This window comes from Thiolapillus sp. (assembly GCF_048562965.1).
GTDB classification, from domain to species: domain Bacteria; phylum Pseudomonadota; class Gammaproteobacteria; order Chromatiales; family Chromatiaceae; genus Thiolapillus; species Thiolapillus brandeum_A.
Window position 1 is genome coordinate 1 of sequence record NZ_JBHNMF010000018.1, and the last position, 7,689, is coordinate 7,689.

Below are 7,689 nucleotides of genomic sequence, written 5' to 3' on the forward strand. Positions count from 1 at the left end.
GCAGGATGCAGCAATCAGCGTATAGAACAAGCTCTAACGGGCAGTATGAACAAAATAGCAACTTTATTTCACCCGAAAATATACGGTGGAACAATGTTGCTTACTCTAAACTCTAGTAATGGTAGCTAGAGCAAAAAAAGGATCCGAACGGTCGGCATGGGTTCCACTGCTTTCAATCTTGCTGATCGCATCCATGATAGCGGGCGTGTCTGCCTTCGTGGTATGGGCAAAGCATGGCAAGCATCTGGACAAGTACATCCTGTATGCATCCGAGCAGCAGGTACTTGCACACCGGATTGCGAAATACGCATCGGAAGCTGCCAGCGGTAAGGAGGCATCATTTGCCCGCATGCAGGAATCCAGAAACCGTTTTTCGGAACTGCTCGATGCCCTCAAGAATGGCCAGCCTTCCATCGGACTGCCGCCATCACCCGACGCCATCCAGCCGGAACTCCATAAAGTGGAAAATGCCTGGCTGGAACTGCGCTCTCATGTGGACGCCATTCTGAACAACCAGGATGCCATCCTGACGGTGAACGAGATCATTACATCTATCCGGGATACCCTGCCGGATCTGCTCGAGGTATCCACCGAAGTTACCAACGCACTGGTGGAAGGAAAGGCTACGCCCAACCAGATTTTCTACGCTTCCCGGCAACTGTTTCTGGCACAGCGCATCAATACCGCCCTGAATGATGTACTGGCCGGCGGCTCGGCCACGGCGCTGGCGGTGGACCAGCTGACCCAGGACGTGGATGAACTGAAGACCGTGGTGGATGCCCTGGTGAACGGCAGTGCCGTGCTGGGGATCGAAGCGGTCAAGAGTGAAGATACCAAGGGGCGTCTGCTCGAAGCGACAGCTATCCTGGGAGATATCGACGAATCCCTGGGTATGATCCTGAGCATGATTTCCAATGTACTGCCGGCACTGGAAGCTGTTGGTGAAGCCGGTATAAGCGAGATGGCTCAGGAGGCACTCGCCGAAGGCCAGGTATTACCGGATATGGACGTGCCCAGCCAGCTGGCCCTGTCGTCAGACAAGGTGGCGGAAGAAGTCCGCAAGCTTATCGAACTCTACGGAACTGACGCGGGTGAGCTGAAGATTGGCGGCATCCCCATCAATGCCACTCTGGTAACCGCACTGGGTATTCTGTCTGCCGTGCTGCTGGTCCTGCTGGGTATGGTGCTGGTAGGCCAGGCCCGCAAGCGAGAGGAAGCGACGGCTGAGCAGTACCAGAGAAACCAGGAAGCGATCCGGCGTCTGCTTGATGAGATGGGTGACCTGGCCGATGGTGACCTGTCCGTACAGGCAACGGTTACCGAGGATATCACCGGGGCCATCGCCGACTCCATCAACTACGCCATCGAGGCCATGCGCGAAGTGGTGGAGTCCATCAACCAGACTACTGAGGAAGTATCCGGTTCTGCACAGGACACACAGGCGACCATCATGCATCTGGCCGATGCCGCCGAGCACCAGCGTGAACAGATTTCCGGCGCCAGCAGCACTATCGACAAGATGACCGTTGCGCTGCAGGACATGTCGAACAACGCGACCGAGTCCGCCCAGGTTGCCGAGAACTCGGTTGAACTGGCTGCCAAGGGTGGTGAGGCGGTGCGCCGCACCATCAACGGCATGGACAACATCCGTGAGCAGATCCAGGAAACATCGAAACGGATCAAGCGCCTGGGCGAGAGCTCCCAGGAGATCGGTAACATCGTTGAGCTGATCGAGGACATCGCCGACCAGACCAACATCCTGGCACTGAACGCAGCCATGCAGGCGGCCATGGCCGGTGAAGCGGGTCGTGGTTTCGCGGTGGTTGCCGACGAAGTACAGCGCCTTGCTGAACGTTCCGCCAACGCCACCAAACAGATTGAGGCGCTGGTACAGACCATCCAGGCAGATACCAACGAGGCGGTCAGTTCCATGGAAGCCAGTACCACGGAGGTGGTTGGTGGAGCCGGCCTCGCGGAGGATGCGGGTTCTGCCCTGCAGGAGATCGAGAAGGTATCCAATGAGATCGCCGGCATCATCACCAAGCTGGCCGATTCGGCGCAACAGGAATCTGCTGAAGCCCACCAGCTGAACGATACCATGGGCGTGATCCAGGAAATCACCCAGCAGACCACGGACGGTACCGCCAACGCGGCGGCCGAGATCGGGGAACTGGCAGAAAAGACCAACCGCCTGCATCAGTCCGTTGCCGGATTCGTTCTTCCGGAAAAAGTGTAACGGAAACGATCGTATGCACCTGCGACCTGTCCTGGCTGATGACCTGTTTCCCGCCCGGCTTTGCAGGTCCTGTTGTACAGCCTGTCCTGGGGACCTTTGATGACTGACGTGGAAAAACCTGATTACGCTACCCTGCGCTGGGTGAAGGAGGGTATGGATGAAACCATACTGCTCGCACGTCAGGCGCTGGAGGAGTATGTGTCCGCCGGTTTTACCGGTGAGGGTATCCAGGTCTACCTGCAGCATGTACACCAGCTGCTGGGCACCCTGCGCATGGTGCAGGTGTATGGAGCCGGCATGCTCGTGGAGGAGATGGAGCGTGTCGCCAGGCTGCTGACCGAAGGTGATATTTCGGGTAATGAGCGTATTGCCGAGTCCCTGATGCTGGGACTGGTGCAGTTACCGCCTTACCTGCAGCGGCTGGAAAAAGGTGAGCCGGACATTCCCCTGGTACTGCTGCCGGTGCTGAACGATCTCCGGGCGCTGCGGGATCTGCATCCTGCATCGGAAATCGTACTTTATGCCCCGAATCTTGATCGCCTGGTGGAACGTGAACCCGTGGTGCCGGGTTCGGGCAACAAACAGATTCCCCAGATCGTCAGAGGATTGCGCAACCGTTATCACAAGGGGTTGCTGCTCTGGTACCGGGAAAACGACCTGGACCAGGGGCTGCACGAAGTGCTGGACGTGTTGCAGAAGATCAATGCCGTCGCCGGCACTTTGAGGCTGCGCCGCCTGATGGATGCCGCCGAAGCACTGGTGGTGACGCTCATCGACGGGGAATTCACCGCCGATGCGGACGTCAAACAGCTGTTTGGCCGCATCGACCGGGTCATGAAGCGGCTGATCGAAAAAGGCGAGGAAAAAACCGTTCAGGATTTCCCTACAGATTTGCTGAAGAGCCTGCTGTATTTCGTTTCGCGCTCCCACTCGCTCAATCCGGTGGTGCAGACCGTAAAGCGTACCGCCGACCTGGCCAACAGTTTTCCGGACCAGATTCACAAATCACCGGCAGAAGCTGCTACCGGCGCCGATGAAAGCGTACTTCAGGCCGTTGCAGGCGCCTTGCTCGAGGATCTTCTGCAGGTCAAGGAAGCCCTGGACCTGTACATCCGTGGTGACAGAGAGGAGCTGCATCGCCTGAACGGGCTGGGTGAGCAGCTGATCAAGGCTGGGGATACCCTCGGCATGCTCGGTCGTGGTGCACTGCGGGAAAAACTCACAGCGGTGGCGGGCCGGCTGAACGATTCACTGGCCGTCAATGAGCTGCTGGATGATGATCAGCTCATGCAGATTGCCACAGTCATCGTTGAAGTGGAATCTGCTCTTTCCGCATCGGGTACAGGCAGCATGGACTCCGGACAGGAGGCTGCTGCCGTCCATGATCAGGAAACCGAAGAAGGCGTCAAGGCCGTCATCAAGGAAGCCTTTGCCGAATTCACGGCCATCAAATCCGGTGTCGAGCGCTACCTGCGGGGGGCGGTCGACGGTTCTGGCCTGGGCGAAGTTGCCGACAGTGTGCACAAGCTGGTGGGTGTGTTCGAGCTTGCCAAGCTGGATGTGGTGGCAGACATCATGAAACAGGCCGAGCCCGTGCTCCATGAGCTGAATCATGAGCATGTGCAGCTGAACGGCGTGCAGCAAAGCGCGCTGGTGGATCTGTTTGCCGGTATCGAGTACTACCTGGAAGCCCGTCTGGAAGAGCGCAGCAATCTGCGGCAATTCACCGACTATGCGGCAGATGCGCTGCTGCGCCTGACCTCGGAAGAAGCGGCGGAAGAAGCCGAGGTTCATCCGGAATTCGAAGAGCAGGCCTCCCGGGAAGCTGTTTCAGACGAAGAACTTTTTGCCGACTCCATGCTCACGGATGAACTGCCGGACGAAGAGGAACAGCTGGCTTCCACACTGATGCTGGAAGACGACGAGTCTGCTGAAGCTATGGAAGCAGAAGAGACGGAAGCCAGCCGGGAAACCGAAACAGTGGCTGAAGAAGCCGAAGCCGCAGAAACACAAACACCAGACAGCGGTATTGTCTTGCAGATGGATGACATCGATCCGGAAATCTTCGATATCTTCATCGAAGAGGCCGGTGAGGAACTGGAAGTCATTGGCAGTCAGTATCCCCTGTGGAAAGCAGACCACAGCGACGAGCAGGCACTGCAGAATTTCCGGCGCTCATTCCATACCCTCAAGGGCAGTGGCCGCATGGTGGGCGCGCAGATCATCGGCGAATTTTCCTGGGCGGTGGAGAATCTGCTGAACCGCATCATGGAAGGCAGCGTCAGTCCGGACGATGAAGTTATCGCCTACCTAGATGATGTGATGGCGGCTGTGCCCGTGCTGGTCAAGGCGCAGGCCGAAGGCGGTACAGTAAACATCGATGTGCCTGAACTGGAGAAACGGGGCTTTGCGCTCGCCGAACGCACCGCGCCGGCCGAAGAAGCCGTTGCCGAGGAGCCGGTCAGCGAAGACCTGTTCGATGCCGAACTGGCCGTGCTGGAAGAGCCCCTCAGCGAAGAGCTGGTCGACGAAGAAAGCGAATTCACAGAAGCAGGGGAAAGCGTGCTCGAGCACTCCTCCATTCTGCTCGCCGAAGATCTCGTGGAGATCTTTAAGGCCGAGTCCGCCACGCATCTGGCGGTTCTCGATAGCTTCATGATCGATTGTGACCACTGTGTCGTTGATCAGGATGTGGTCAGGGCCGTTCATACCCTGCATGGCAGTTCCCATCTCGCGGAAGTGGTGCCCATGGCAACACTGGCCGGTGAGATGGAACACTATTGCAAACACATGCACCAGCTTTCACATCCTGTCGATGAGGCGGCGCTGGCGTTGTTTGGCCGTTTCCGTGACACCATGCAGCAGATGCTGGATGCCATCAATTCCCCCGAGATCGAGATTGAAGGATGGGAATCGCTGGCAGAAGAGATCAAGGAGCATGATCATGCCCTGCCGGATGTGATTTCGGAGCTGCAGGCCTCCGGTGACACCGAAGCGCTCTCCGACCTGATTCCCGACCGCGAAACCCAGGAAGTCTTCCTGGAAGAAGCGGGCGAGATACTGCCCCAGCTGGCAGAGCATCTGGTGGCATGGCAGGAGAAGACTCTGCCGGACACCGGTGAAAAGATTCGCAGAGATCTGCATACCCTCAAGGGCGGTGCCCGCCTGGCCGGGTTTGTGTCTCTGGGTGATCTGTTGCACGGCGTGGAAGGTTTTTTCGACGCTTTGCTGGAAACCCGGGGTGAGGTGGATGCCGGCACCAGGAGCCGCGTGGCCGAATTGCTCGAAGATGTCGAGAACGCCCTGGACATGCTGCATCTGAACGGCAAGCTGCCGGACCTGAGTCCGCAGATAGAAATTGCTGACCAACTGGCCCGTGGTATGCAGCAGCTCACCGAAGAATCCGCGCAGCCTGCCGAACAGGATTCAGCGCTGATGATGGAGCATCCGGAAGAGGAACCAGAATCCATATTGCTGTCGGAGTCCTGGTCGGAAGAAGGTGAGTTTGTCCACGAGCCTCCTGTTCAGGAGAGCGTCCCTGTCGAGCCTGTCGCCGAGCTGACAAAACCGGATGTCGATCCGGAGTTGCTGGAAATCTTTCTCGAAGAAGCGGGGGAAATCAGCGAGCAGCTCGAAGAATTCTACGGCCAGTGGGAAGGTGATCTCACCGCCCATGCTTCCATCGATGGTCTGATGCGCAACCTGCACACGCTCAAGGGCAATGCACGCTTCGCGGGCCTGTTCCCCCTGGGGGATCTGAGCCATGCGCTGGAATCCCTGTTCGAGAATCTGGCCTCCGGTGAACTGGTTGCCAAAGATGAGCTGGTACCGCTGGTGCGCCAGGGGCTGGATGCCCTGGAAACAACCATCGACCAGCTGCAGCATTCCGGCGGCATGCCGCAACTGGCAGACGTGACCCGCTCGCTCGAACAGGCGGCTGCCGGTGAGGAATGGCAATTGCCGGCAGCGAAGATAGAACAAGAGCGGCGGGACGAATCCCTGCTCTCACAAAGCACGTCGCAGATGTCCGAAGTCAGCACCATGGTGGATACCCAGATGGATTCATCTTTCATCATGGATTCGCAGATGCTCACCGATTCGGAGCTGATGGGCGACAGCATGCTGATGGATGGCGAAGGCAAGGTGCTGCCATTCCCTGTCGGCGACATACCCACGCAGGCCAAGCATCGCCCGCCTCCCCTGCAGGCGGAAGAAGAGCAGGCAGGCAAGGGCGAGCGCGTCCGGGTGCTAGCGGAATTGCTCGACCAGATGGTAAACAATGCTGGTGAGGTGAGTATTTACCGCGCCCGGCTCGAACAGCACAACAAGACGGTTCAAAGTGATCTGCAGGAGCTCAACGAAACCATCTCGCGGCTGCGCAAACAGCTGCGTGCCCTGGAGCTGGAAACCGAAGCCCAGATCCGCTCGCGCCATGAACGGGAGAGCGACAGCCAGCGTTACCATGACTTCGATCCCCTGGAAATGGACCAGTATTCCACGCTGCAGCAGTTGTCCCGTGCATTGTCGGAAACCATCAATGACCTTTCCAACATCGGTGAAACACTGAGTGATCAGACCCGTGATGCCGATACGCTGATGCAGCAGCAGGCGCGGGTTACCAATGACCTCCAGGATGGACTGCTGCGCAGCCGCATGGTGCCTTTCAATCGTCAGGCTTCCAGGCTGCAGCGCGTGGTTCGCCAGACGGCACAGAACCTGGGCAAGAAGGCCGAACTCGATGTGCAGGGCGCAGAAGGCGAGATCGACCGTACCATACTGAATCGCATCATGGGGCTGCTGGAGCATTTGTTGCGCAATGCCGTGGCCCACGGTGTCGAGCCGCCTGAGCTTCGAACCGAACACGGCAAGCCGGAAACCGGCAGAGTCTCGCTGGTCCTGTCCCGGGAAGGTACGGAAGTGGTGCTGACCATCTCCGATGACGGTGCAGGCCTGGACAGTGACGCGATCCGCAAGAAAGCGGTGGCCAACGGCATGCTGGAAGCAGACGCGGAAGTGAATGAGGATGCGCTCTACCAGTTCATCCTGCAGCCGGGATTCACCACCGCGACGGAAGTCACCCAGGTGGCCGGTCGCGGTGTGGGCATGGATGCGGTGGTCAGCGAGATCAAACAGCTGGGCGGTTCGCTGGAGATCCTTTCCCAGCGGGGGCGCGGCAGCAGTTTCGTCATTCGTCTGCCCTTTACGCTGGCGATATCCGAAGCGCTGCTGGTGCAGGTGGCAGACGAAACTCTGGCCATCCCCCACGGCTCGGCAGAAGTCATTATCCGTGTTTCACGCAAGGATCTGCGGGCCTGCTACAGCGGCTACAGCGGCTACAGCGGCTACAGCGAAGGTATCGAATACAACGGTCACCAGTACCCGGTGCGTTATCTCGGGGCGATGCTGGGTATCGCTGAGCCGATGATTCAGGACAACGTGAAATGGTATCCACT

At 58.3% G+C, this 7,689-nt stretch carries 2 protein-coding genes; both read left to right on the forward strand.

Features of this window, described 5'->3' with window-relative positions; all coding sequences use genetic code 11:
* The first annotated feature begins 193 nt into the window (after positions 1-193).
* Positions 194-2,236, forward strand: a complete 2,043-nt coding sequence (locus tag ACOCD2_RS02305; protein ID WP_293652346.1) for a methyl-accepting chemotaxis protein — start codon at positions 194-196, stop codon at positions 2,234-2,236.
* 60 nt (positions 2,237-2,296) lie between these two features.
* Positions 2,297-7,689: Hpt domain-containing protein (locus ACOCD2_RS02310; protein WP_419584939.1), on the forward strand; the 5,393-nt coding region annotated here is incomplete at its 3' end.

What these genes read in the sequence shown, in the direction of transcription:
- ACOCD2_RS02305 (WP_293652346.1), top strand. Translation starts at nt 194, where the DNA reads ATGATAGCGGGCGTGTCTGCCTTCGTGGTATGGGCAAAGCATGGCAAG.